This is a genomic window from Sphingomonas rustica (assembly GCF_039652585.1).
GTDB lineage: Bacteria > Pseudomonadota > Alphaproteobacteria > Sphingomonadales > Sphingomonadaceae > Sphingomonas > Sphingomonas rustica.
The window spans coordinates 435,358-458,043 of sequence record NZ_JBDIZK010000001.1; the positions used below are offsets into that span (position 1 = coordinate 435,358).

At 67.5% G+C, this 22,686-nt stretch carries 21 protein-coding genes; 13 read left to right on the top strand and 8 right to left on the bottom strand.

The features are described 5' to 3' along the window. The first annotated feature begins 16 nt into the window (after positions 1 to 16). The gene (locus TPR58_RS01905; protein ID WP_428835681.1) at positions 17 to 2,167 is read left to right on the top strand and encodes an AsmA family protein; all 2,151 of its coding nucleotides are present in this window, start codon (positions 17 to 19) and stop codon (positions 2,165 to 2,167) included. Between the two features lie 55 nt (positions 2,168 to 2,222). Here the strand turns inward: TPR58_RS01905 and hisN are convergent, their stop codons facing one another. Continuing rightward, positions 2,223 to 3,005 carry a histidinol-phosphatase gene (gene hisN, locus TPR58_RS01910; RefSeq protein ID WP_346244904.1) on the bottom strand — a complete coding sequence of 261 codons (783 nt, stop codon included), beginning with the start codon at positions 3,003 to 3,005 and terminating at the stop codon, positions 2,223 to 2,225. Between the two features lie 88 nt (positions 3,006 to 3,093). On the opposite strand from hisN, the gene TPR58_RS01915 reads away from it, so the two are divergent. From TPR58_RS01915 to TPR58_RS01925, 3 genes are all read left to right on the top strand, one after another. Continuing rightward, the gene (locus TPR58_RS01915) at positions 3,094 to 4,161 is read left to right on the top strand and encodes a phospholipase A (protein WP_346244905.1); all 1,068 of its coding nucleotides are present in this window, start codon (positions 3,094 to 3,096) and stop codon (positions 4,159 to 4,161) included. Positions 4,162 to 4,226: 65 nt separating this feature from the next. After that, entirely contained in the window at positions 4,227 to 4,772 is a 546-nt protein-coding gene (locus tag TPR58_RS01920; protein WP_346244906.1) for a peroxiredoxin, read from the top strand. A gap of 640 nt (positions 4,773 to 5,412) precedes the next feature. Beyond that, a complete protein-coding gene (locus TPR58_RS01925; protein ID WP_346244907.1) occupies positions 5,413 to 6,264 on the top strand; it encodes an SDR family oxidoreductase in 852 nt (283 codons plus the stop codon). Between the two features lie 21 nt (positions 6,265 to 6,285). Here the strand turns inward: TPR58_RS01925 and ligD are convergent, their stop codons facing one another. Further along, positions 6,286 to 8,727, bottom strand: a complete 2,442-nt coding sequence (ligD, locus tag TPR58_RS01930) for a DNA ligase D (protein ID WP_346244908.1) — start codon at positions 8,725 to 8,727, stop codon at positions 6,286 to 6,288. Beyond that, entirely contained in the window at positions 8,727 to 9,620 is an 894-nt protein-coding gene (gene ku, locus TPR58_RS01935) for a non-homologous end joining protein Ku (protein ID WP_346244909.1), read from the bottom strand. Before ku ends, ligD begins: the two co-directional genes overlap by 1 nt. A gap of 92 nt (positions 9,621 to 9,712) precedes the next feature. Between ku and pdxH the strand changes: the two genes are divergently transcribed. The 3 genes from pdxH to TPR58_RS01950 are packed head-to-tail and all read left to right on the top strand — an operon-like array spanning position 9,713 to position 12,011. Continuing rightward, positions 9,713 to 10,291: a pyridoxamine 5'-phosphate oxidase gene (gene pdxH, locus TPR58_RS01940; RefSeq protein ID WP_346244910.1), complete on the top strand. Its 579-nt coding sequence runs from the start codon at positions 9,713 to 9,715 to the stop codon at positions 10,289 to 10,291. Beyond that, complete coding sequence (locus tag TPR58_RS01945) at positions 10,288 to 11,214, top strand: cation diffusion facilitator family transporter (RefSeq protein ID WP_346244911.1); 927 nt, start codon at positions 10,288 to 10,290, stop codon at positions 11,212 to 11,214. The genes pdxH and TPR58_RS01945 overlap by 4 nt, the downstream gene beginning before the upstream one ends. Next, on the top strand, positions 11,211 to 12,011 hold the full coding sequence (locus tag TPR58_RS01950) for a PhzF family phenazine biosynthesis protein (protein WP_346244912.1): 801 nt from the start codon (positions 11,211 to 11,213) through the stop codon (positions 12,009 to 12,011). Before TPR58_RS01945 ends, TPR58_RS01950 begins: the two co-directional genes overlap by 4 nt. Before the next feature lie 6 nt (positions 12,012 to 12,017). Here TPR58_RS01950 and mnmA read toward each other — a convergent pair whose 3' ends face one another. Further along, positions 12,018 to 13,127: a tRNA 2-thiouridine(34) synthase MnmA gene (mnmA, locus tag TPR58_RS01955; protein WP_346244913.1), complete on the bottom strand. Its 1,110-nt coding sequence runs from the start codon at positions 13,125 to 13,127 to the stop codon at positions 12,018 to 12,020. A 159-nt stretch (positions 13,128 to 13,286) separates the two neighbouring features. On the opposite strand from mnmA, the gene TPR58_RS01960 reads away from it, so the two are divergent. The 3 genes from TPR58_RS01960 to TPR58_RS01970 all read left to right on the top strand — a co-directional run bounded on the left by TPR58_RS01960 (position 13,287) and on the right by TPR58_RS01970 (position 14,354). Further along, the gene (locus tag TPR58_RS01960) at positions 13,287 to 13,514 is read left to right on the top strand and encodes a hypothetical protein (protein ID WP_346244914.1); all 228 of its coding nucleotides are present in this window, start codon (positions 13,287 to 13,289) and stop codon (positions 13,512 to 13,514) included. A 106-nt stretch (positions 13,515 to 13,620) separates the two neighbouring features. Then, positions 13,621 to 13,920, top strand: a complete 300-nt coding sequence (sciP, locus tag TPR58_RS01965; RefSeq protein ID WP_346244915.1) for a CtrA inhibitor SciP — start codon at positions 13,621 to 13,623, stop codon at positions 13,918 to 13,920. A 179-nt stretch (positions 13,921 to 14,099) separates the two neighbouring features. Then, on the top strand, positions 14,100 to 14,354 hold the full coding sequence (locus TPR58_RS01970; protein WP_346244916.1) for a GlsB/YeaQ/YmgE family stress response membrane protein: 255 nt from the start codon (positions 14,100 to 14,102) through the stop codon (positions 14,352 to 14,354). 99 nt (positions 14,355 to 14,453) lie between these two features. Here TPR58_RS01970 and TPR58_RS01975 read toward each other — a convergent pair whose 3' ends face one another. Further along, on the bottom strand, positions 14,454 to 15,173 hold the full coding sequence (locus TPR58_RS01975) for an SIMPL domain-containing protein (protein ID WP_346244917.1): 720 nt from the start codon (positions 15,171 to 15,173) through the stop codon (positions 14,454 to 14,456). Between the two features lie 98 nt (positions 15,174 to 15,271). Further along, a complete protein-coding gene (locus TPR58_RS01980; RefSeq protein ID WP_346244918.1) occupies positions 15,272 to 15,541 on the bottom strand; it encodes a GlsB/YeaQ/YmgE family stress response membrane protein in 270 nt (89 codons plus the stop codon). Positions 15,542 to 15,795: 254 nt separating this feature from the next. Here TPR58_RS01980 and TPR58_RS01985 point away from each other — a divergent pair, with 254 nt between their 5' ends. The 3 genes from TPR58_RS01985 to TPR58_RS01995 all read left to right on the top strand — a co-directional run bounded on the left by TPR58_RS01985 (position 15,796) and on the right by TPR58_RS01995 (position 21,475). Then, positions 15,796 to 16,998 carry an efflux RND transporter periplasmic adaptor subunit gene (locus tag TPR58_RS01985; RefSeq protein ID WP_346244919.1) on the top strand — a complete coding sequence of 401 codons (1,203 nt, stop codon included), beginning with the start codon at positions 15,796 to 15,798 and terminating at the stop codon, positions 16,996 to 16,998. A 27-nt stretch (positions 16,999 to 17,025) separates the two neighbouring features. After that, a complete protein-coding gene (locus TPR58_RS01990) occupies positions 17,026 to 20,178 on the top strand; it encodes an efflux RND transporter permease subunit (protein ID WP_346244920.1) in 3,153 nt (1,050 codons plus the stop codon). Between the two features lie 88 nt (positions 20,179 to 20,266). Beyond that, positions 20,267 to 21,475 carry a DUF445 domain-containing protein gene (locus TPR58_RS01995; protein ID WP_428835682.1) on the top strand — a complete coding sequence of 403 codons (1,209 nt, stop codon included), beginning with the start codon at positions 20,267 to 20,269 and terminating at the stop codon, positions 21,473 to 21,475. A gap of 7 nt (positions 21,476 to 21,482) precedes the next feature. On the opposite strand, the gene TPR58_RS02000 is transcribed toward TPR58_RS01995, so the two are convergent. Together TPR58_RS02000 and TPR58_RS02005 are read right to left on the bottom strand one after the other, a co-directional pair. Then, a complete protein-coding gene (locus TPR58_RS02000) occupies positions 21,483 to 21,929 on the bottom strand; it encodes a pyridoxamine 5'-phosphate oxidase family protein (RefSeq protein WP_346244922.1) in 447 nt (148 codons plus the stop codon). Positions 21,930 to 21,968: 39 nt separating this feature from the next. After that, positions 21,969 to 22,655 carry an HAD family hydrolase gene (locus TPR58_RS02005; protein WP_346244923.1) on the bottom strand — a complete coding sequence of 229 codons (687 nt, stop codon included), beginning with the start codon at positions 22,653 to 22,655 and terminating at the stop codon, positions 21,969 to 21,971. Positions 22,656 to 22,686: the final 31 nt, after the last annotated feature.

Consider the following 22,686-nt stretch of genomic DNA (forward strand, 5'->3'; position numbering starts at 1 on the left):
CGGGGTTTGTGTGTCGATGGCGGAAGCACCCCCCTCGATGCCGATCGCGAACGGCACGCCGCCGGCCCCTGGCGGGCGATGGGCGGCACTGCGCACGATCGGCACGCCTGCGGCGGCGACGCTCTCGGTGATCGCCTCGCTCATCGGGCTGATGGTCCTGGCATGGGCAGTGCTGTTCGTCACCAAGGGACGGTTCCTGAAGGGGCCGTTCGAGCGGATCGTCGGCGGCCAGCTGGAACGCCAGGTGCGCGTCGGCGGCGACTTCCAGCTCTATTTCGCGCCGTTCAACGTGAAGCTGGTCGCCGAGGACGTGACCATCGCCAATCCCCGATGGTCGAAAGGCAATCTGTTCGAGGCGAAGCGCGTCGATGCGCGCATCTCGACCTGGTCGCTGATCACCGGCAATCGGCGGATCAACTGGCTGTCGCTCGCCGCGGCCAGGGTCGATCTGGCCTGGGACGCGGCGCACCGGCGCAACACCTGGACCTTCGGAACGCCCGACCAGAAGGGCGAACCGCTGGACATGCCGCTGATCCGCGCCGCGCGGGCGGCTGGGACCGAAATCCGCTACAGCGACCCGTCGATCGGGCTGCTGGCGGCGGTCGGCCTCGAGCCGGTCGAGGCGGTCGACACCCGGCTGTCGACCGCCATCCGATTCGAGGGGCGCGGGGTCGCGCGCGGCACCCGGTTCACCATCTCCGGCGCGCTGCTGACCCCGAACGCAACCGTCGACGGCGGCGAGAACAAGCTCGAGCTTCATGTCCGCGGCGCCAACACCCTGGCCGACATCACCGGCACGCTGCCCGGCGCGACCGAGCTCGACGGCGCGAAGCTGCATGTCGATGTCCGCGGACCGAACCTGGCCGACCTGTTCGGGATACTGGGCGTGGCGGTGCCCGACACGCGCCGCTACCGAATGCGATCGGCGCTGACCAAACAGGGAGGCGAGTGGCGCTTCACCGGGATGCGCGGCCGGTTCGGCGACAGCGACCTGGCCGGAAAGTTCACGATCGACACGCGCCGCCCGCGGCTGATGATCACCGCCAACCTGGATACGCGCGTGCTCGACATCGTCGATGCGGGGCCGTTCGTCGGCTATGATCCGGCCCGGCTGGAGGCCCAGGGCGCAGCCGGGGCGATCACGCGGGTCGCCGGTGCGCCGCGCGTGCTTCCCGACGCGAAGCTGCGGGTCGCGGCACTGAAGACTTTCGACGCGAAGGTCGACTGGCGCGTCCGCACCCTTCGCGCGCCGAACCTGCCGATCTCGAACGTCACGCTGGGGCTGAACCTCGACGACCGCCTGCTCACGCTGTCGCCGCTCAACTTCGCGATGGCGCGCGGCACGGTCAGTTCGGACATCGTCATCAACGCGCGCGATCCGCGCGTCGTCACCGATTACGACATCCGCCTGTCGCCGACCCCGATGGGCACGTTGCTTGCCGGGTTCGGCGTGGCCGAATCGGGGACCAGCGGAACGATCAAGGCGCGGGTGCAGCTGAAAGGTGTCGGCGACACGGTGCACGATTCGCTGAGCGCCTCCAGCGGGCGGATCGCGATGATCATCCCCAAGGGGACGATGTGGACGCGCAACGTCCAGCTGTCCGAACTCGACCTCGGCGTGTTCGTCCAGAAGATGTTCGAGAAGAAGCTGAAGGAGCCGGTGCAGATCAATTGCGGGCTGATCGCCTTCACCGTGCGCAACGGCATCGGCGCGGCCGACCCGATCCTGATCGATACCCAGGGCAATGTGGTGACCGGGCGCGGCGGGTTCAGCTTCCGCAACGAGTCGCTCGACCTGGCGATCGAGGCCGATTCGAAGAAGTTCAGCATCTTTTCGGGCCAGTCGCCGGTGGGGATCGGGGGATGGTTCGCGGCGCCCAGGATCAATCCGATCAGCGGCGAACTCGTCGCGCGCGCCGGCGCCGGGCTTGGTCTGGCCATGGTGGCGAGCCCGCTGGCCGCGATCATTGCCTTTGTCGATGTCGGGGATGCCCGCGCCGCGGATTGCGGACCGGTGCTGTCCGGGGCGTCGGCCCGCCGCCAGCGCGACGAGAAGGGACGTCCGCGCGGGGATGTCGGCACCGGCACGACCGCCAAGTCGGAAAGCGGCAAACAGTCGGGCCGCGAACAAAAGGAGCAGCGCAAGAAATTCCTGGGAATTTTCTAGCGCAGCCGGTCCGGGCCGACCGGCCTGGTTTACGATCCTGTCATTGCCCGCGCGATCAATGGCCGCGGCAGGCGAGCGTCTCCAGGATCTCCTCGACCCGCGCAGGGTCGCCCGCCGCGATGACTTCGCCGATGCTGTCGGCGTGAAGCGGATCGCCCGCCCAGTCGCACATGCGGCCGCCCGCGCCCTCGACCACCGGCACCAGCGCTGCGAAATCGTGCAGCTTCAGCCCGGCCTCGACGACGATGTCGAGCCAGCCCGAGGCGACCGCGCCGTAATTGTAGCAGTCGCCGCCCAGCACGGTGCTGCGCACGCCGGCATCGAGATGTTCGAAGGCATGGAGCTGGTCGTCGGTGAACAGCGCCGGCGAGGTGGTGGCCAGCAGCGCGTCCTTCACGTCGCGGCAGCGGCGGGTGGCGGCGGGCACGCCGTTGAACAGCGTCGGCCGTCCGACCACGCCGACCCAGCGTTCCTTCAGGATCGGCTGATCGATGATGCCCAGGACGGGCCAGCCCTTGTCGACCAGCGCGATCAGCGTCCCGAAGATCGGCCGGCCGGCGATGAAGGCGCGGGTGCCGTCGATCGGATCGAGCACCCATTGCCGGCCGCTGCTGCCCTCGCGCACGCCGAACTCCTCGCCATGGATGCCGTCCATCGGGCGTTCGGCGATGATCAGCCGGCGCATCGCCTCTTCGGCTTCGCGGTCGGCAAGGGTGACGGGCGAGGCATCGTCCTTGGTCTCCAGCCCATAGTCGGCACGGAAGCGGGGACGGATCGCCGCCCCGGCGGCATCGGCAAGGCGCTCGGCGAGCGCGATGTCTGTTTCGGAAACGGCCATGACCCGGCACTAGCCCGGCCCATCCGGCTTCGCCAGCGCCCAATTTTGACTCGCCAACGTCACAAAGCGCTGCCAATCCGGCCGGCAGATGCGCCTCAAGTTGCTGCTCCTCACCTTCGGCCTGGCCGGCGCGACGCCCGCGGCGGCGCAGCTGCGCGCGGTGCCGGCGCCGGTCGCCGACGAGCGGACCGCATTGCGCGGGGTCGAGGTGTTCCTGATCAACGAAAGCGGGGTGCCGCTGGACGCCGACGGCCCGCGCGAGATCGAGGTGACCGCGACCGACGGCACGCGGCTGATCCTGCAGCGCATGCCGATGGCACGCGCCACCGTCGCCCCGGGCGCCTTCATCAAGGTGCGCTACGTCCCCGTCGGCATCGCCGGACAGGCCGTGCCGCCGGCACTGGCGCACCAGCCCGCCGACATTCCCACGCCGGGTGAGACGACCGTGTCGAGTTCGACCGGATCCTCATCGGCGTTTCTCGACCGGTTCGAGCCGCACGAACCGGTCTATGGCGCATTCGGCCTGAACGATTCGGGCGCGAAGCTTCAGGTGAGCTTCGCCTTCCGACCGTTCGATACCGACGCACCGCTGAAGCTGGGCAATCTGCGCTTTGCCTATACCCAGACGATGTTCTGGGCGCTGAACGAACCCTCCGGGCCGTTCCGCTCGACCATCTACAGCCCCGAAGTCTATGCCGATGTGGTGGCGGGCGAGAACAGCGTGATCTCGGTCGGTTATCGCCACGACAGCAACGGGCGCGGCCTGCCCGGATCGGTCGATGTGAACCGGTTCTTCCTGCGCGGGCAGCACAGCTTCGACCTGGGCAATGACTGGAAGCTCGACGTCGCCCCGATGGGGTGGCTCTATGTCGGCAACGAAGGGGCGGCGACCAATCTGCGCCGGACCTGGGGCAATAGCTCGCTGACGCTGGCGATCCGTCAACAGGACGGGCTGAAGGTCGCGGCGACCGCACGCGGCAGCTTCGAGAGCGGACGCGCCTCGGGCGAAGTCTTCGCGTCCTATCCGCTGCGCCCGCTGGGCGGCGGCTTCGGCATCTATCTCTTCGGCCAGGCCTTTACCGGCTATGGCGAGACGCTTGACGATATCGACCGGCGCGACACGCATGCGCGCCTCGGCATCGCGCTGACGCGCTGAGCATCGCGTTAGACTTCGCGTCTGCGCAAGTTTAGAAGAACCGCAAACCTCCTGGGAGAGACCTGATGCGCCCCTATGCCTTTGCCGCGATTGCCCTGACCCTGTCGCTTCCGGCTGCCGCCGCGCTTGCCCCGGGGGTGAAGGCCCCCGACTTCACCGCGCAGGGTGCGATGGCCGGCAAGCCCTATACGGTGAAGCTGAGCCAGGCGCTGAAGAAGGGGCCGGTCGTCCTCTATTTCTTCCCGGCGGCCTTTACCGGCGGCTGCAATGTCGAGGCCGCGGCCTTTGCCAAGGCGGTTCCCGAGTTCAAGGCGGCGGGCGCCAGCGTGATCGGCATGACCGCCGGCAATGTCGAGCGTCTGGTCGATTTCTCGGCCCAGCATTGCGCGGGACAGTTCCCGGTCGCCGCGGCGAACGCCCAGGTGATCTCTGGCTATGACGTGATGCTGAAAAAGGCGGACGGCAGCGCGGCCAACATCACCAGCCGCACCAGCTATGTCATCGCGCCCGACGGCAAGATCATCTTCTCGCACACCGACATGAGCCCGGCGGACCATATCCGCCTGACGCTGGACGCGGTGCGCAAGTACAAGGCCAAGCGTCGCGGCTGAGCCGCCGCCGGGTCCGCCCGGCACCGACCGAAATCGGACAGAGCCTGCCCCGGCACCCGCCGGAGGCAGGCTTTTTTCATGCCTGGCCAGGCGCTGCGTGGCACCACAGTCGCGTGCTGCGCCGCGGATTGGGAAATTTTCCCAACCGCTGGTGGGAAATTTTCCAGGATGTCGCTGTGCAAAACGTCGAGTGTTGGATTTTCAATCACTTACGGAGTTTGGCACGGCTCCTGCAAAGTAGCTGACATCGCTGGCGAATGGTTCGCCGGCAAGACCAGGGAAATTACCATGACCAAGCTCGACTCGCTCCAGCGCACCTCCGCCCTTCTCGGCTCGCTGATGATCACCGGCCTGCTGCTGATCGCCTCGATCCCGACGCCCGTCCTGCCGATCGCCTGATCCGCACCGGCGCCAAGCTTCAACTCAGTTCAAAGGACCCAGACCATGTTCCGCCAGCTCGCCTTCGGTGTCGCTTCCTTCGCGATCACGGCCACCCTGTTCGTCGTCACCAGCGCCCACGGTCTCACGCTCGCCGCATGAGCCGTGCCGCTGGGGCGGCGCCCGCCGCCCCGGCCTCCTGAAAGCGGAACCCCGAGGTGCCGCCGCGGTTGACGCGCCAAGCAATATCAGGAGCTTGGCCATGAGCGAGACCGTCGAAATGATCCATGAGGACGCGCTGCCGGGAGAGGAGCGCACCCTGGATCCCAAACCCGAATGGGAACCTCGTTATCCCGGGTCAGGCCGGCTCGCCGGCAAGGTCGCACTGATCACCGGCGCCGACAGCGGCATCGGCCGCGCCGTCGCCGCGTTGTTCGCGCGCGAGGGGGCCGATATCGGCATCCTCTATCTGCTCGAGGATGCCGATGCCGAGGAAACCCGGCGCATCGTCGAGGCCGAGGGCCGCCGCGCCATCACCATCAAGGCCGATGTCGGATCGAAGAAGATGTGCGACGGCGCCGTCGAACAGCTGATGTCCGAATTCGGACGGATCGACATCCTGGTCAACAATGCCGGCGAGCAGCATCCCGACAAGGACATCACCGACATCAGCGAAGAACAGCTGCGCCGGACGTTCCAGACCAACATCTTCGGCATGTTCTTCATGACCCAGGCAGCGAGGCCGCACCTGGAAAACGGTGCCGCGATCATCAACTGCACCTCGATCACCGCCTATCAGGGCGAGAAGGAACTGCTCGACTATAGCTCGACCAAAGGGGCGATCACCGCCTTCACCCGCAGTCTGTCCGAGAATCTGGTCGGCAAGGGCATCCGCGTCAACGCGGTCGCGCCCGGACCGATCTGGACCCCGTTGAATCCGTCGGGCGGGGCCAGCCCCGAGAAGCTGGCGACGTTCGGCGAGGGCACGCCGATGGGCAGGCCCGGCCAGCCCAACGAGGTCGCGCCGAGCTTCCTGTTCCTGGCGTGCGAGGATTCCAGCTACATGTCCGGCCAGGTCCTCCATCCCAATGGCGGGACGGTGGTGAACGGCTGACGCGCGACCAGGCGCTGGCGGTCAGACGTCCGGCAGCGCCTGGTCGGCGGTTCCCCAGCCGGCCAGCGCACGCGAGTTCGAGCGCTCGACCAGCGTGTCGATGTCGCGGATCGAAAAGGCCTGCGCCGTGTCGATGTCGCGCAACTCGGTCCAGGTGACCGGTGCCGCGACGGCCGCCCCCTCCCGCGCCCGCGCCGTATAGGGGAGGACTGCGGTCGCGCCGCGCTGGTTGCGCAGATAGTCGATGAAGATCTTGCCCTTGCGCTGCACCTTCTTGAGATTGGCGGTGAAGCGCTCGGGCTCGGCCTCGCTCAGCGCCCGGGCGAACCGCTCGGCGAACGAGCGGACGGCGGGCCATTCTGCCCGCGGGATCAGCGGCACCACGACATGGACGCCCTTGCCGCCCGACAGCATCGGCCAACTGGTCAGCCCAATCTCGGCAAGATGCTGTTTCAGGTCCTCGGCCGCCTTCTTCACGACTCCGAAGTCGAGCCCCTCGTCGGGATCGAGATCGAATACCATCCGGTCCGCCTTCTCGACATCGGAGACCAGGCTGCCCCAGCCGTGGAATTCGATCGTCCCCATCTGGACGCAGGCGAGCAGGCCGTTGGCATCGTCGATATAGAGATAGGGCTCGGTCGATCCGTCCTTCTCGCGGATCTCGACGTGATGGACATGGTCGCCGAACGATCCGGCGTCATGCTTCTGGAAGAAACATTGCTTCGCCCGCCCCTGCGGACAGCGCACGAGGCTGACCGGACGATTGGCGAGCCAGGGCAGGATGATCGCGGAGGCAGCGGCATAGTAATCCGCCAGCTGTCCCTTGGTCAGGCCCTCGCCGGGATAGATGACGCGGTCGCGGCTGGTGATCCTGATATCGTGCGCCGGCACCTCGGGCGTGGCCGCCGCCTGCTCGATCACGACCTGTTTCGCGGGCTTGTCGCCGCGCAGGCCGAGGAAGCTGGCGTGGCGCACGACATTCTCGGCGGTGAATTCGCTGAACGCGATCTCCGCGACGAGTTCGGGGCGCAACCACTGCGCACCCCGCGCCTCGGCCCGGGGGACCTCGACCGGCGCGGTCTTGGCGGCGATCTTTTCGAAGGCCTTTCGCAGGTCGTGCAGCGTGTCCATCGAGAATCCGGTGCCGACCTTGCCGGCATAGACCAGGCCGTCGGGCCCGTTGACCGCCAGCAGCAGCGACCTGAAGCCACGCCCCTTGGCGGTGCTGGGCAGCCAGCCGACGATCACGAATTCCTGGCGGCGAGTGCATTTGACCTTCAGCCAGCTCTTCGTCCGCGTGCCGCGATAGGGCGCGTCGGCCCGCTTCGAGACGATGCCCTCATAGCCTTCGCGGCACATCGCCTCGAACAGTTGCTCGCCCGCGCCGAGGACATGTTCGGAATATTGGATGCGATCGTCGGCGCCGGTGACGAGCGCGCGCAGCCGTTCCTTGCGCTGGATCTGCGGCAGCGCGGTCAGGTCCTCGCCGCCTTCGGACAGCAGGTCGAACGCGAAATAGGTCAGCCCCTGCCCCCCGCGCGAGATCGCGTCCTGCAGCGTGGAGAAATCGGGCTTGCCGTCCTTGTAGGCGACGATCTCGCCGTCGATCAGCGCCGGGGCCGACAGGGTCGCCGCGGCCTCGGCGATGCCGGGGAATTTTCCGGTCCAGTCGAGCCCGGAGCGGGTGAAGACCCTTGCGCCGCCCTGACCCAGCGCGACGAGCGCGCGATAGCCGTCATATTTGACCTCGTGCAGCCACTGATTGCCGGCCGGCACCGCATCGACCAGGGTCGCGAGCTGCGGTTCGTGGAAGTCGGGCCGCTTTCCGCCCTTCGCGACGCGGCGCGCCGGCCCGCCCGGCTTCGCGGCGGCGCGCGACGGTTTCTTGCCCTCGGCGATTTCCTGCATCGTCCGGCCGGTGCTCACGCTGGTCAGCGCGGTCTCGACCAGGACATCGGTCGCCCCCGCCTCGGCATCGTCGATCTTGCGCAGCAGCCAGTTCTCGCCGCGTTCCTTGCCGCGCGGTTTCAGCCGGATCAGCAGCCAGTCGCCCTTCATCCGCTCGCCCTGGAGCGTGAAGTGGAGATGGCCCTCGTCCAGGTCCTTTTCCGACTTGCCCGCGATCGGCGCCCAGGTGCCGCTGTCCCACAGCATCACGGTGCCGCCGCCATATTCGCCCTTCGGGATCGTGCCCTCGAAATCGGCATAGGACAGGGGGTGATCCTCGGTCCGCACCGCCAGGCGCTTCTCGCCGGGATCGATGCTGGGTCCGCGAGTCACCGCCCAGCTCTTCAGCACGCCGTCGATTTCCAGCCGGAAGTCCCAGTGGAGCCGGCTCGCATCGTGCTTCTGGACGATGAAGCGATGCGACCCGCCCTCGGCGATCGTGCCCGCGGGCTCGGCCGTCTTCGCGAAGTCGCGCTTGGCGTTGTACTTCGCCAGCAGATCGGGCTTGCGGGCCATCAGGCGCGCTTGCGCGCCGCGGGCTTGGCCGGGGTCTTCTTCGCAGCCGGCTTGGCAGCGGCCTTGACGGGCTTGGTCTTGACCGCGGGGCTCGATTTCGCGCCCGGCTTCTCGAGCGACTTCTTCAGCGCCGCCATCAGGTCGACGACGTTGGATCCGCGGCTGGCCGGGGCGTCCTCCTTCTCCTCGATGATCTTGCGCCCCTTGGCCTTGCGCTTGCGGTCGATCAGCCCCTTCAGCGCATCGACATAGCGGTCGTGGAATTCCTGGGGATCGAACTTCGCCGCCTTCTTCGCGATCAGCGATTCGGCCAGGCCTAGCAGTTCGGGATCGGGTTCCTGGTCGGGAATGTCGCGGAAATAACCCTGCGCCTTGTTGACCTCGTCGGCATAGCGCAGCGTCTCCAGCACCATGCCGCGGCCGCACGCCTTGAGGCTGACGACATATTCGCGCCCGCGCATCGCCAGCTGGCCCAGCCCGACCTTGCGGGTGCGCTTCAGCGCCTCGCGCAGCACGATGAACGCTTCCTCGGCCAGGTCGTCGGCGGGCACGACGAAATAGGGCTTCTCGTAATAGAGGACGTCGATCTCGTCGGCGTCGACGAACTGGGTAAGCTCGAGCGTCTTCTTCGATTCGAGCTTCACCGCGTCGATCTCGTCCTGTTCGAGCAGGACATATTCGCCCTTCTCGATCTCGAACCCCTTCATGATCTCGTCGGCATCGACCGGCCCGACGCCGGGCGCGACCTTCTCGTATTTGATCCGCTGGCCGCTCGGCTCGTGGATCTGGTGGAACGAGACCTGGGCACCCGACTTGGTCGCCGTGTAGATCTCGACCGGGATCGAGACGAGCGCCAGCCTGATCTGACCCTGCCAATAGGCGCGCGCTGCCATGAAGAGCCTCCATTCGTTGCGAGGCCGATTCAAAGCACGACGCGGGGAGTCGTTCCTCGACAGCGAAAGGGCGGCATCGTACAGGGCTGGCCATGGCCACCGACCCCTTCGATCTGTTCGACACCTGGTATGCCGAAGCCCGCGCGAGCGAGCTCAACGACTCCAATGCGATGGCGCTGGCAACGGTCGGCGCCGACGGCCAGCCCTCGGTCCGGATGGTGCTGCTGAAGGGGCATGGCCGGGACGGGTTCGTGTTCTACACCAACCGCGAAAGCCGCAAGGCGGGCGAGCTGGGCGAAGGCAGCAGGGCCGGCCTGTTGTTCCACTGGAAATCGCTGCGCCGCCAGATCCGGATCGAGGGTCCGGTCAGCCGGGTGAGCGACGCGGAGAGCGATGCCTATTTCGCCAGCCGCGGACGGGATTCGCAGCTGGGCGCGTGGGCATCGGACCAGTCGCGCCCGCTGGATGCGCGCCAGACGTTCGAGGACCGGTTCGAGGCGGTCCGTACGCGGTTCGACGGGCAGGACGTGCCGCGCCCGCCGCATTGGGGCGGATACCGCGTGACGCCGAACCGGATCGAATTCTGGCAGGATCGCGCCCACCGGCTGCACGAGCGCCGCCTGTTCGTGCCCCAGGGCGAAGGCTGGGCCGAGGGGCTGCTCTACCCGTGACCAATCTCGCACGGCGCGCCGCGATCGCCAGCGTGACGGTCGCGCTGTTCCTCGGCCTGCTCAAGGCCTGGGCGGCCTGGAAGACCGGTTCGGTCGCGATGCTGGCCAGCCTGGCCGACAGCGGGCTCGACCTGGTCGCCTCGTTCGTCACGCTGGCCGGCGTCCATTGGGCGTCGCAGCCGGCCGATGCCGAACATCGCTTCGGCCATGGCAAGGCCGAGGCGCTGGCAGCGCTGTTCCAGGTGGTGGTGATCGCGGTGTCCGCCTTCGCGATCCTGGTGCGCGCCATCCCGCGGCTGCTGGCCCCGACCCCGGCGCTGGCGCCCGAGGCGGGCATCGGCGTGTCGCTGGTCGCGATGGGGGCGACGCTTGCGCTGATCACCTATCAGAAATCGGTCGTGCGCCGGACCGGGTCGATCGCGATCGGCACCGACCGGATGCACTACAGCTCGGACCTGTTGCTGAACGCGGCGGTGATCGCCGCGCTGCTGATCGACACGCTGGGCATTACCGGGGCGGACGCCGTGTTCGGCATTGCCATCGCTTTCTGGCTGATGTTCGGCGCGTGGCGCGCGTCCGAAGCGGCGCTGGACCAGCTGATGGACCGCGAATGGCCCGACGAGAAACGGCGGCGCGTGGTCGAGATCGCGGCTGCCCATCCCCGGCTGAAGGGGCTGCACGACCTGCGCACGCGCACCAGCGGATCGCATGATTTCGCCCAGTTCCACGTCTGGCTGGCGCCGACGATGACCGTGGCCGAGGCGCACGACATCGTCGAGACGCTGGAGCAGCGGCTGGTCGCCGAATTCCCGGGCAGCGAGTTCCTGATCCATATCGATCCCGAAGGCCATGTCGACGCGCCCGGCAATCCGCTGGCGGAAACCGACGAGACCGAATTGCTCAACAAGGAGCCCGATGCATGAAGCTGCCTTTCGCCCAGGTCGACGCCTTTGCCGACCGCCCCTTCACCGGCAATCCGGCCGCGGTGATCATGGTCGATATCTGGTATGCCGACGAGATCCTGCAGGCGATCGCCGAGGAGAACAACCTGGCGGAAACCGCATTCCTGATCGGCGATCCGACCCGGGCGGCCGATTATCATCTGCGCTGGTTCACGCCCACGACCGAGGTCGCGCTGTGCGGCCACGCGACGCTGGCCACCGCGCACATGATCCTGAGTCATGAGCCCGGCCTCGACCGGGTGACCTTCCGCACCGAATCGTCCGGGATCCTCGAGGTCAGCCGCGAGGAAACCGGCTATGCTATGGCGCTGCCGACGCACCGCGCCGAGCCGAAGCCGCTGCCGGATATCCTGGCGGCGCTGGGGCTGGAGACGGCGGCGGCCACGCTGTGGCATGACAAGGGCTATGCGCTGATCGTGGTCGAGGATGCAGCGGCCGTTGCCGCGCTGACCCCCGATTTCCGCGCGCTGGGCAAACTGGGCGACGTGCTGACCATCGTCACCGCGCCGGGCTCGTCGACCGACGTCGTCAGCCGGGTCTTCGCCCCCGGCGCGGGCATCGACGAGGATCCGGTGACGGGATCGGCGCACACCGTACTGGCGCCCTATTGGGCCGAGCGGCTGGGACGCGACCGCTTCACCGCCTATCAGGCATCGGCCCGCGGCGGTCTGGTCGATTGCGAGCTGAGCGGCGATCGCACCATCCTGCGCGGCAATTGCGTCACCGTGATCGAGGGGATCTTCGCCTTCGAGTGCTGACGCCGGTCAGGCGGCGGCAAGCTCGGCGCGCTCGGTCTCTGCGATCCAGCCGCCGCCCAGCACCCGGTCGCCGGCATAGAGCACCGCCGCCTGGCCCGGCGCCACGCCATATTCGGGCGAGAGGAACGTCACCCGTTCGCCGTCGAAGCGCGCCGGCACCGGCTTGGCGAGCGAGCGGACCTTCACCGTCATCTCGCCGCGATGGTCGCCGCCGATCCAGTTGACGTTCTCGATCCGCGCGGCACGGACCGCCAGCGCACGCTTGGGACCGACCACCACGTCGCGCGTCGCCGGATCGAGCCGCAGGACATAGAGCGGCTCGGGTGATCCGCCGATCTCCAGCCCGCGGCGCTGGCCGACGGTGAAGTGGATCAGCCCCTTGTGCTCGCCCAGCTTGCGGCCGACCTCGTCGACGATCGCGCCGCCGGTCTCGGCTTCGGGCCGCAGCTTCTTCACCAGCGCGGCATAATTGCCGTCGGGCACGAAGCAGATGTCCTGGCTGTCGGGCTTGCCCGCCACGCCCAGCCCCAGTTCGGCGGCGAGCGCGCGGACTTCGGGCTTGGGCATGCCGCCCAGCGGGAAGCGCAGATAGTCGAGCTGGGCCGAGGTGGTGGCGAACAGGAAATAGCTCTGGTCGCGCGCCGGATCGACCGCGCGGTGCAGTTCGGCGCCCTGGTCGCCCATCACCCGGCGGACATAATGGCCGGTCGCCAGGCAGTCCGCGCCCAGGTCGCGCGCCAGCGCGAACAGGTCGGTGAACTTGGGCCCCATATTGCACTTCACGCACGGGATCGGCGTGCGGCCGGCGAGATATTCGTCGGCGAAGTCGTCGATCACCTGGCTGCGAAAGCTGCTTTCGTGATCGAAGACATAATGGGCGATGCCCAGCCGGTCGCACACTGCGCGCGCATCGCGGATGTCGCGCCCGGCACAGCACGAGCCGGCGCGGCCCACCGCCTCCCCATGATCGTAGAGCTGCAGCGTGATGCCGATCGTCTCGGCCCCGGTGCGCGCGGCCAGCGCGGCGACGACCGACGAATCGACCCCGCCCGACATCGCGACCACGATGCGGCGCGCCGCAAGCGGCTCGGCAAGCTGGAAATCCCCGATGGTCATCGCGCGCCACATAGGCGCGCGGAGCGCCCGGCGCCAGTGCGGGCAGCGCCGGAGCCGCCGGGCGCGAGGGTTAAGGGTCCGTAGTCGGAGCCTTTACCCCGCCTTCATCGATCCTCCCTAGAAGCGGTCGTCCAACAGGCAATCGACGGATGGAAACGGGTGGATCTGAGTTTTGCCAGGCTGGACCGGGACAGTGCGGCGATCGTGCTGCCGACCGAGCTTGCGGTGCTGATGGTCGGGATCGCGGCACGCCAGGCGGCCTCGCCGACGGCGCGTGCGCAGGCGCGGCTGGACCTGGTGACCCCGGGCGAGGCGCTGCTCGCGCCGCTGCACGCCTCGTTCCACCGCGGGGCCGCCCTGTCGCTGCGCCACGGGCAGCATGAATGAAGGGGATGTTTACCCTGCCGCTTTATGCGGTGTTCAAACCGGCGATCCTAAGCGTGGGTCCGATGTCGAGTAGAGAGGGGGCCCCCCGCCCCGATCGAGGTTGTAGATGATTGAGAACCAGAAGATTCGTCCCGCAAAGGTGATCGGCCCGCTCGGCGAGCCGCTGACCCTGGAGACGCTGCCGCCGCCCGAGACGACGCGCTGGGTCGTGCGGCGCAAGGCGGAGGTGGTCGCTGCGGTCAATGGCGGGCTGCTGACCGTCGACGAGGTCTGCGCCCGCTACGGCCTGACGGTCGAGGAATTTGCCGGCTGGCAGCGGGCGATCGACCGGTCGGGCATGCCCGGCCTGCGCGTCACCCGCATCCAGCATTACCGGTCGCTGTACGAACGCCAGCAGAAATACTGAGCTTCCCGCTCCCATCGGGATCGACGACCCGCCGCCCGGACGCCGGACGGCGGGTCGTTTTCGTACCGGTTCCCTAAATCGGCGCGTCGAAGCGAAAATAACCCTTTGGGAACAAGTGGGTCGCTTGAGACTTTTTTGTACCGAAGGGCCCGAACGCCGGGCCCAATCGGAGAAACGAGATGGGACTGATTCTTTGGCTCATCGTGGGCGGCGTCGTCGGCTGGCTCGCGAGCCTGGTGATGCGCACCGACGCCCAGCAGGGCATCTTCCTGAACATCGTCGTCGGCATCGTCGGCGCGTTCATCGGCGGCCTGCTGTTCGGTGGTTCGATCAACAGCGGCACGATCACCGTGTCGACCTTCCTGGTCTCGCTGGTCGGCGCGATCGTTCTGCTCGCCATCGTCAACCTGGTCCGTCGCGGCGCCGTGCGCTAAGCGCCGGCAACCCTCAGGACCAAGACATGCAAAAAGGGGCCGCCGGGCGACCGGCGACCCCTTTTTCACATCCGCCGCATTCGCGCCGGTCCGTCCCGCTTATTTCAGCAGGAAGCGGATCGTCACCGAGACCGACAATTCCTGCTCGCCCGGACTGACCATCAGTCCGGCCGACTGGACCGACATGCGATCGGCGCGCATCGGGAACGGGGTGGGCGTGACACCGTCCGAGATCGACAGGATGCGATCGACGCGCAGCCCCGCCGCCTTGGCATAGAGTTCCGCCCGCGCCCGCGCCTTCGCCACGGCGTCGATCCGCGCTTCGTCCAGCGCCTGGGCCGGCTCGCTGATGCCCAGATTGGGGCCGGAGATCGTGTTGGCGCCCTGCGTCACCAGCAGGTCGAGGATCGCCCCGGACCTGGCGACGTCGCGGAAGCGCACGCTGACCGTGTTCGACGCCATATAGGCAAAGATCTGCTGCGGCTGGCCGTTGGTCTGGTCGCGATATTGAGGCTGGAGCGAGATCGTCGCGGTCTGGATGTCGCGCTCGGCGACGCCGGCGCCCTTCAGCGCGGCGATCACCCTGGTCATCTTCGCGTTGTTCTGGGCCAAAGCCTCCGCCGCGGTCGCGGCCTGCGTCGTGACGCCCGCGTCGATCGTCGCGATGTCGGGCACCCGGGTCGATCGCCCCTCGGCGCTCACCTCGAGCAGCGTTCCCTCCTGCAGCAGCATCGACGGCCGCTGCAGCTCCTGCGCCATGGCAGGCACCGCGACGGTAGCCGCGGCAAGCGCCGCCATGCTGAGGGTAAGTGCGCGCATTCACTGGTCTCCTGTTATATCCTGCGGCTCCTGTGGGGCACGCCCGACTAACCGCGACTGAACGGCGCGGTGGGTCGCCGTTCAGCTTTGCCGGTTCGTCACCGTCGCGCCACGACCAGGCGATAGAGGATCAGCAGGATCAGCGCGCCGACGGTCGAGGCGATGATCGTGTTGGTCCAGCTGGGATTGGTCCGTACCGTCTCGAGGCCGACCAGCGGCGCGAGATAATAGGCAAGTAGCGCGCCCAGAACACCGAGCAGGATCGTGACGATCAGGCCGCCGGGATCGCGCCCCGGCATGATGAGCTTGCCCAGTGCGCCGGCGACGAGCCCGACGACCAGCCATCCGATGATGTTGTCCGGAAGCATGACATTCCCTCCTCGATCGCGTCCACCTGATCGGTGGACCGCGACCGAGCGTCGTCGCTGTCGCCCGTCTTTGCAATTGCTTTGTTCGACCCGGCCGTTTCGGTTCGATTAGGACCCGCCTCACCTTGCGGAAGCGGAGCGAAACGGGCATTCGGCGCGCGGGAGGGGAAACGGCTACTTGTAGCCGGTGCCTTATTCATCTAATACAGCTCGTCCTGGGGACACCGGCGATTGCCGGAAGCAGGGTGGTGCTCATGAATTACGAGGCAGGGATGTTGGGCAAGAGCGACCGGCTGGAATATGCGGGCGAGACTACTCCGCGCGGGCGGCGGTGGATCTGGATCGTCGGGCTGATCGCGATCGTCGTCATCGTGGCAGTCGCGGCGTTCGCGATGCGCGGCGGATCGCAGGACGGCAAGGCAACGGCGGACAAGAGCGGCGCGGCCAAGGACGGCGACGCCGCACTGCCCAGCGTGACCTATGCCGTTCCCGGACGCTCGGACATCCAGACGGTGATCACCGGCACGGGCAGCCTGGCCGCCCGGCGCGAGATGCCCGTCGGCGTCGCCGGCGAAGGCGGGATGGTGACCCGCGTGCTGGTCGAGCCCGGCCAGTGGGTGCAGGCCGGCCAGGTGCTGGCGACGGTCGATCGCTCGGTCCAGAACAACACCGCCGAATCGCTGGCGGCGCAGATCCGCGTCGCGCGCGCCGATGCCGCGCTTGCCCAGGCGGAGCTCGAGCGTGCCCAGCAGCTTGTCGGTCGCGGCTTCATCTCGAAGGCCGATGTCGATCGCCGGACCGCGACGCGCGATGCTGCCAATGCGCGCGTCCGCGTTGCCGAGGCGACGCTGAAGGAAACCCAGGCGCGCAACCGCCGCCTCGACATCCGCGCGCCCGCCGCCGGCCTGGTGCTGACCCGAACGGTCGAGCCGGGCCAGATCATCAGCTCCGGCTCGGGCGTGCTGTTCCGCATGGCACAGGGTGGCCAGATGGAGATGCGCGTCCAGCTTGCCGAGGGCGACATCCAGCGGGTGCGCGTCGGCACCGTCGCCGAGGTGACGCCGGTCGGCACGACCGCCGTGTTCAAGGGCGAGGTGTGGCAGGTGTCGCCGATCATCGATCCGCAGAACCGCCAGGGCATCGCGCGCGTCGCGCTGACCTACAATCCCGCGCTGCGTCCGGGCGGCTTCGCCTCGGCCCGGATCGTGTCGGGCGGCCAGGTCGCGCCGATGCTGCCGCAGTCGGCGATCCAGAGCGATCCCAAGGGCAATTTCGTGTATGTCCTCGACGCCGAGAATCGCGCCAAGGTGCGGTATGTCACGACGGGTGACGTGACCGAACAGGGCGTGGTGATCACCGGCGGCCTGACCGGGACCGAACGGGTCGTTCTGACGGCGGGCGGGTTCCTGAACCCCGACCAGAAGGTCAAGCCCGTCGCGCAGCAGAAGACGAAGTAAGTCGGCCCCGCAGCAAGGAATGCGATCATGAGCTTCCGCAACATCTCGGCTTGGTCGATCCGCAACCCGGTCCCGCCCATCGTGCTGTTCCTGGCGCTGACCATCGCCGGCGTGATCAGCTTCATGCGGATGGACGTGAACAACGATCCGGACATCGACTTCCCGATCGTCTGGGTGTCGATCTCGCAGCCGGGCGCCGCGCCCAGCGAACTCGAGACCCAGATCACCCAGAAGGTCGAGTCCGCGGTACGCAGCCTGCAGGGCATCGACGAGATCACGTCGAACGTCCAGGAAGGCAGCAGCTCGACGGTCGTCCAGCTGGCGATCGGCCAGCCGATCGACCGCGCGGTCGAGGATGTGCGCAGCGCGATCCAGCAGATTCGCGGCAACCTGCCCGACGGCATTCTCGAACCGCAGATCGGCCGCGTCGACACCGCCAGCGACAATGACATTGCCAGCTTCACCGCGGTCGCCACCGACATGACGGTCGAACAGCTGAGCTGGTATATCGACAATACCGTGTCGAAGGAGCTGCTGTCGGTTTCGGGCATGTCGGCGGTCAACCGCAATGGCGGCGTCAGCCGCGAGATCCGCGTCATCCTTGATCCTGCCAAGCTGCAATCCTATGGCCTGACCGCGACCGCGGTGAACAACCAGCTGCGCCAGGTGAATCTGGACGCGCCGGGCGGGCGCGCCGAGATTTCGGGCTATGAACAGTCGGTCCGCGTGCTGGGCAATGCGACCAACGCCTATACGCTGGGGCAGACCCAGATCTCGCTGGGCGGCGACCGCACCGTGCGGCTGGCCGATATCGCGCAGGTCAAGGACCTGTATGCCGAGCAGCGCAGCCTGGCGAAGTATAATGGCCAGCAGGTGATCGCATTCGACATCCAGCGCGCCAAGGGCGCGTCGGACGTCAGCGTCTTCCACGCCGCGCAGGAAAAGCTGAACGACCTGCAGCAGCGCAATCCCAAGGTCCGCTTCGAACTGCTGTTCAACAACTCCAAATATGCCGAGCAGCAATATCATTCGGCGATGGAAGCGATGATCGAGGGCGCCGTGCTGGCGGTCATCGTCGTGTTCCTGTTCCTGCGCGACTGGCGCGCGACCTTCATCTCCGCACTCGCGATTCCGCTGTCGGCGATCCCCGCCTTCTGGTTCATGGACCTGCTGGGCTTCACGCTGAACCAGATGACGCTGCTCGCGCTCAGCCTGGTCGCCGGCGTGCTGGTCGATGACGCGATCGTCGAGATCGAGAATATCGTCAGGCATATGCGGATGGGCAAATCCGCCTATCAGGCATCGATCGACGCCGCCGACGAGATCGGCGTCGCGGTGCTCGCCACGACCATGTCGATCGTCGCGGTGTTCCTGCCCGTCGGCCTGATGCCGGGCATCTCCGGCCAGTTCTTCAAGAATTTCGGCCTGACCGTGGTCGCCTCGGTGCTGATGTCACTGGCGGTGGCGCGCATGATCACGCCGATGATCGCAGCCTATTTCCTCAAGGCGCACGGCCATGCCTCGCACGGCGAGGGCAGGTTGATGAACGTCTATATGAAGGTGCTGCGCTGGACGTTGCGCCATCGCTGGTCGGCGGTGCTGGCCGGTTTCATCTCGTTCGGACTGACGATCTTCCTGTTCACCTCGCTGCCGATGACGTTCCAGCCGACCCAGGACCAGGAAAGCGTCACCGCGACGGTCGACATGGTCCCCGGCACCACGCTGGAGCAGACGCAGCGCGTGGTCGCTCAGGTGGCCGCACGCCTGCAGCGCGAGCCCGACGTCGCCAACGTCTATTCGCGCAGCTTCGTCGGCAACGGCCGCGTCACGGCGATGTTCAAGGAGAAGAAGAGCGAGACCAGCGATGCGTTCGAGCGGCGGATCTCGCCCGAGCTGCTGGCGATCCCCGATGCCCGAGTCGGCTTCCGCTCGCAATTCGGCTGGGGCGGCAGCGGTCGCGCGCTGAACGTCACGCTGGGCGGCGAGGATCCCGAATTGCTGAACCAGACGGCCCTGAAGCTGCTGGAACAGATGTCGGGCCTGAAATCGGTGATCGCGCCGCGCATCTCGGGCGACCTCAAGCGTCCCGAGATCGTGATCAAGCCGCGGCTCGACCTGGCCGCCAATCTGGGCGTGACCACGGCGGCGCTGTCCAACGCGATCCGCATCGCGACCCTGGGCGACATCGACCAGAACAGCGCGCGCTTCTCGCTGAGCGATCGCCAGATCCCGATCCGGGTCGCGCTGGACGAAAGCGCGCGCGAGCGGCTGTCGACGATCCAGAACCTGCCGGTGCAGACCGCGTCGGGCGGATCGGTGCCGCTGCGCGTGGTCGCCGACATCAGCTTCGGCGCGGGTCCGACGCGCATCGACCGGCTCAACCTGCAGCGTCGCATCGTCGTCGGCGCCGACGTCGCGGTCGATCCGGCCACGGGCAAGCCATTCGTGTCGGGCGATGTCATGAAGCAGGTCGATGCCCTGCCGATCATGAAGAACCTGCCGCAGGGCGTAAACAAGCTGACCGTTGGGTCCGACAAATGGCAGGCGGAAATGCTCAGCAACTTCTTCATCGCGCTGGGGGCGGGCATTTTCCTCGTCTTCGCGGTGCTGGTGCTGCTGTACCGCCGCTTCATGTCGCCGCTGGTGAACATGGGTTCGCTGTTGCTCGCGCCGCTCGGCGGACTGCTCGCGCTGATGGCGACGGGCAATCCGCTGTCGCTGCCGGTGTTCATCGGCATCCTGATGCTGTTCGGCATCGTCGCGAAGAACTCGATCCTGCTGATCGACTTCGCGCTGGAGGAGATGGATAAGGGCGTCGACAAGTTCACCGCGCTGATGGACGCGGGTCACAAGCGCGCCCAGCCGATCGTGATGACGACGGTGGCGATGGTCGCCGGCATGGTGCCCACGGCATTGTCGCTGTCAGGCGACAGTTCGTGGCGCGCGCCGATGGGCATCGTCGTGATCGGCGGACTGATCCTGTCGACGCTGCTGACGCTGCTGATCGTGCCCGGCTGCTTCAGCCTGGCGGTCGGCCTGGAACAGTGGCTGGGGCCGAGACTGCGGCGGCGCCTGCTGACCTATTCGCCGGGCGACGAACATGGCACGCCGGTGATCGAACATCATGGCAGCGGCAAGATCGACTACAAGCCTGAGACCCCGCCGCACGCAGCGGAGTGAACTTCCCGGGCGTTCGGGAATTGGGATGCGCGTGAGCCTTTTCACGCGCATCCCAAGCAGGGACCCTGCCCCGCCCGGCCTCCGCCGAATGCGCCTGCTCGCCACCTTCATGCTGGTCGCGATGGCGGCGGTCTTCTTCGCCACGCGCGCGATCGGCCCGGTGCATCCTGCGATCGGCTTCATCCGCGCGTTCGCCGAGGCTGCGATGGTCGGCGGCCTGGCCGACTGGTTCGCGGTCACCGCACTGTTCCGCCACCCGCTTGGCCTGCCGATCCCGCACACCGCGATCATCCCGCGCAACAAGGACCGGATCGGTGCGACGCTCGCCCAGTTCCTGCGCGACAATTTCCTGACCCCCTCGGTCGTCGCGCGGCGGATGCGGCGGGTCGACGTGGCCGGCGCCGCCGGACGCTGGCTGGCGAATCCGCCGCAGGGCGGGCGCGGCAGGATCGGGGCCGGCGCCTCGCGGCTGGCCGCCGACATCCTCGAATCGCTCGACCAGGAACGGCTGGGCGGCATGGTGAAGGGCGCGGTCGCCGGACGGCTGCGCGCGACCGAAGTGTCGCCGCTGTTCGGCCAGGCGCTGACCGCCGCGATCGCCAGCGACCGCCATGTGCCGCTGCTCGACGGAATGATCCGCTGGGCCGCGCGAACCCTGGACGGCAACGAGCATCTGATCCGCCAGATGGTTCATGCCAAGTCCGGCGGGATCATGCGCTGGACCGGGCTGGACGAGACGCTGGCCAACAAGATCATCGACGGGCTGGAAAAGCTGATCCTCGAAATGGCGGAGGATCCCGACCATCCGATGCGCGCAAAGGCCGAGGAGGGGCTGACCCGCCTCGCCCACGACCTGCAGCACAAGCCGGAGCTGCGCCAGAAGGTCGAGGCGTTCAAGATGGAGCTGACCGAGAACCCGGCGCTGCAGCGCTGGATCGACGGCATCTGGGAACAGGGTCGTGCGGCGCTGCTGCGGGTGGCGCGAGATCCGGAAAAGGCGCTGGCCGGCCGGATGGGCGAAACGCTGCGCCAGTTCGGCGAGACGATCCAGCGCGACCCGGCGCTGGCGCGCACGATCAACCGGTTCGCGCGACGTGCCGCGGTCGGCGCCGCCGCCGACTATGGTGACGGCATCGTCCGGCTGGTGTCCGACACGATCCAGGGATGGGACGCGCGGACGATCACCGGCCGGCTCGAGAATGCGGTGGGCCAGGACCTGCAATATATCCGGATCAACGGAACGTTGGTCGGCGGCCTGGTGGGCGTGACCATCCACGCCGCCGACATGCTGCTCTAGATCGGGCTCAGGCCGACGCGGCGTCCAGCAGGATCTCGCCCTGGTCCTCGCCGTCCCAATAATGCGCACGCACGCCGCGCACCTTGATCATCGTCAGGCCGGGCGTGTCGACGCCCTGTTCGAACCAGCGATCCAGATCCTTGGTCCAGTGCGCCTCGAACTGGGCCTTGTCCTTGATCAGGTCGGCATGGCCCTCGACATGGACGAACACCGGCTTCATTCCCAGCAGCCCACCTTTGCCGTGGTAGCCCAGAGCGACCTTGGGGTCGGCGGCGATGTCATCGAACAGCCGGGTATCGTCCATGGCGAAGAAATAGCTGTCGCCGTCATAGTCGACCTCGCGATTGTTGCTCATCGGTCGCCCGGCGATGGTGCCGCCGTCGCTGTGGGTCGACAGCATGGCGAAGTCGATGTCCTTCATGATCTCGGCGAGATCGGCGCGTGTCTTGGTCAATGTCTCTCTCCTGGCGGTTGTCGCGAGGAGAACGAAGCCTCAGCGCTTTGGCTCCTGCCGCCAGTCGAAGATGGTCCATCCGCGCGAACGGGCGAGCGCGACCAGCGGCGCATGCGCGTTCACCGCAAAGGCCTGGTCCGCCCATTCGAGCAACGGCGCGTCCGACACATGGTCCGAATAGGCGCGGATGCTGGCGTCGGGCCGGGCGATCCCGGCGCCCTCCAGCCACCGCTCGACCATGCGGAGCTTTTCGGGTCCGTAACAGTTGAGGCCGTCGATCTGCGAAAGGACCCTTCCCTGCCCATCCCGTCTGGCCCGTGTCGCGATGACGTCGTCGAAGCCGAGCCGGGCGCCGATCGCCGCCGCATAATAGCCATGCGACGCGGTGGCCAGCACCAGCCGATAGCCTTCGGCCCGGTCCGCCGCGATCCGATCGAGCGCAGGCTGGAGCACGTTCGAGGCCATTACCGCATCGGCATAGGCATCGGCGACGATGCCGATCTCGCGCTCGTCCAGCGCCTTGCCGACCATCATCCGGTGGGTGATCTGTTTCAACCCGGCACGGTCGACCAGCTTCAGCACATAGAGGAGTCCGGCCAGTCCTGCGACGGGCAGCAGCCCCAGCCGCCACGGCGCCCGCGCCCTTGCCGCATGCACCAGGAACGCCGTCCAGGTCGGCGCGCGGGTGATGGTTTTGTCCATGTCGTAAATGGCGAGGCGGTTCATTGCGCCATCTAGAGTTCTCACGCCTTGCCGT

Coding starts and splice junctions, on each gene's coding strand:
- TPR58_RS01985 (WP_346244919.1), top strand. CDS start 15,796: ATGAATTACGAGGCAGGGATGTTGGGCAAGAGCGACCGGCTGGAATAT.
- ku (WP_346244909.1), bottom strand. CDS start 9,620: ATGGCAGCGCGCGCCTATTGGCAGGGTCAGATCAGGCTGGCGCTCGTC.
- ligD (WP_346244908.1), bottom strand. CDS start 8,727: ATGGCCCGCAAGCCCGATCTGCTGGCGAAGTACAACGCCAAGCGCGAC.
- TPR58_RS01925 (WP_346244907.1), top strand. CDS start 5,413: ATGAGCGAGACCGTCGAAATGATCCATGAGGACGCGCTGCCGGGAGAG.
- TPR58_RS01975 (WP_346244917.1), bottom strand. CDS start 15,173: ATGCGCGCACTTACCCTCAGCATGGCGGCGCTTGCCGCGGCTACCGTC.
- TPR58_RS01970 (WP_346244916.1), top strand. CDS start 14,100: ATGGGACTGATTCTTTGGCTCATCGTGGGCGGCGTCGTCGGCTGGCTC.
- TPR58_RS01920 (WP_346244906.1), top strand. CDS start 4,227: ATGCGCCCCTATGCCTTTGCCGCGATTGCCCTGACCCTGTCGCTTCCG.
- sciP (WP_346244915.1), top strand. CDS start 13,621: ATGATTGAGAACCAGAAGATTCGTCCCGCAAAGGTGATCGGCCCGCTC.
- pdxH (WP_346244910.1), top strand. CDS start 9,713: ATGGCCACCGACCCCTTCGATCTGTTCGACACCTGGTATGCCGAAGCC.
- TPR58_RS01905 (WP_428835681.1), top strand. CDS start 17: ATGGCGGAAGCACCCCCCTCGATGCCGATCGCGAACGGCACGCCGCCG.
- TPR58_RS02005 (WP_346244923.1), bottom strand. CDS start 22,655: ATGAACCGCCTCGCCATTTACGACATGGACAAAACCATCACCCGCGCG.
- TPR58_RS01980 (WP_346244918.1), bottom strand. CDS start 15,541: ATGCTTCCGGACAACATCATCGGATGGCTGGTCGTCGGGCTCGTCGCC.
- TPR58_RS01915 (WP_346244905.1), top strand. CDS start 3,094: ATGCGCCTCAAGTTGCTGCTCCTCACCTTCGGCCTGGCCGGCGCGACG.
- TPR58_RS01995 (WP_428835682.1), top strand. CDS start 20,267: ATGCGCCTGCTCGCCACCTTCATGCTGGTCGCGATGGCGGCGGTCTTC.
- mnmA (WP_346244913.1), bottom strand. CDS start 13,127: ATGACCATCGGGGATTTCCAGCTTGCCGAGCCGCTTGCGGCGCGCCGC.
- TPR58_RS01990 (WP_346244920.1), top strand. CDS start 17,026: ATGAGCTTCCGCAACATCTCGGCTTGGTCGATCCGCAACCCGGTCCCG.
- hisN (WP_346244904.1), bottom strand. CDS start 3,005: ATGGCCGTTTCCGAAACAGACATCGCGCTCGCCGAGCGCCTTGCCGAT.
- TPR58_RS01950 (WP_346244912.1), top strand. CDS start 11,211: ATGAAGCTGCCTTTCGCCCAGGTCGACGCCTTTGCCGACCGCCCCTTC.